The 1,545-nt window shown below is 79.7% G+C and carries 1 protein-coding gene; it reads left to right on the top strand.

Annotated features, from left to right (window positions below; genetic code table 11):
• Positions 1-1,457, top strand: a 1,457-nt coding sequence (locus tag ICW40_RS20515) for an FtsX-like permease family protein (RefSeq protein WP_221655817.1), incomplete at its 5' end; no start/stop codon positions are given.
• Between the last annotated feature and the right edge of the window lie 88 nt (positions 1,458-1,545).

Raw genomic sequence — 1,545 nt, 5'->3', positions numbered from 1 at the left:
GCGCCGTGACGAGCACCGCGACGCACCGGCCGGTCGCCGTCGGGCGCTGGCGCGGGGAGACGGTGCCGCAGCTCGTCGCCGTCGACACCGCCTCCGCCGACGCCCTGCTGCGCGGGCGCCCGCCCGGCGGCGCCACCTGGGGCGAGCTCACCTCCGCGCTCGGGCCCGAGACACCCGCCCCGGGCCTGCCCCTCGAGGTGGCGCCGTCGACCGGGCTCACGGACCTCGTCCTGGCCGGCACCGGTGAGGGCGACGGCTTCCCGCTGCGCGTGACGCCGACCCTGGTGGTCGAGGGCGGCGGGGGCCATCGCGTCACGCTCGTCGGCGAGCCGCTCGCCCTGGACGGCGCGGCCCGCGCGATCGTCGTCCCGGCGCAGCCGGGCGCCGTCGGGCCCTTCGAGCTCGTGGGGGTGCGCCTCGCGCTCGAGCTCGATCCGCAGGCGTCGGTCGCGCCGCAGTCCGCGGCCTCGACCCGGGTCAGCGTGACCATCTCCGGGCCGACGGCGCAGCCGGGGGCGACCTGGACCGCCGCCCGCGGCGACCGCATGCTCGGGCTCTGGAGCACCGCGGCGACGTCGGACGACGCCGACGTGACGGCGACGGGGACCGTCGGGCTCGGCGGGCTGGCCTGGGAACCGGCGGAGCTCGTGATCACCGCGTTCGAGGCCCCGCTCGTGGTGCCCGTCCTCGTCACCGAGGAGCTCGCCGCGGCGACGGCGCTGCGCACCGGCTCGTCCCTGACCCTGTCGGTCGGCGACGGGACGGTCGCGGCCCAGGTGGCCGGCGTCGTGCCCTACCTGCCCTCCGTGCCCCGCGGCCCGGCCGTGCTCGCGGACCAGGACGTGCTCGGCCGGATGCTGCTCGCGCGCGGCGACCTCACGCCCCTGACGGACGCCTGGTGGGTCGGCCTGCCGGCCACGAGCACGGACGACGGCGCGGCCGCCGCGGCGGTGGAGGCCGCCGGGTTGCGCGTGACCGCCGACCGCTCGGCGGCTACCGCGGCCCTGCTGGACGGCCCGCTCCGGGTGGGCGTCCCCGCGGTGCTCGCGGTGCTCGTGGCCGCGGCGCTCCTCCTCGCGCTCGCCGGGACGGCGCTCCACACCGCCGCGGCCGTCGACGCACGCGCGCTCGAGGTCGCGCGCCTCCAGGGCGTCGGGGTCCCGCGGCGGTCGGTCGTCTCGGCGCTGGTCCTCGAGAACGTCGCGCTCACGGTGCTCGTGGTCGTCCTCGGCGGTGGCGTCGGCGCAGCCGCGGCCTGGGCGGTCGCGCCGGTGCTGGCGACGTCGCAGACGGGGGCCACGCCGGTGCCCGACGTCGCCGTCGTGTGGCCGTGGCCGGCGGAGGTGGCGCTGCTCGCGGCGTTCGTCCTGCTCCCTGCCGCCGTCGTCTTCCCGATGGCGACCCGGCTCGTCCGCCGCGCGACCGCGGACCACCTACGCCTGGACGGGCCCGGATGAGCCCGGCGCGCGCCGCCCGTCACCGCGCGGCGGGGCGGCGACGGCGGCTCGACGTCGACCTCCCGAGCGTGCTCGGACGAGCGCGCGC

It is taken from the genome of Actinotalea ferrariae (assembly GCF_019733465.1).
Classification (GTDB): Bacteria; Actinomycetota; Actinomycetes; order Actinomycetales; family Cellulomonadaceae; genus Actinotalea; species Actinotalea ferrariae_A.
Note: the sequence above shows the minus strand (reverse complement) of the source record. Positions and strands in the feature narration are given on the sequence as shown.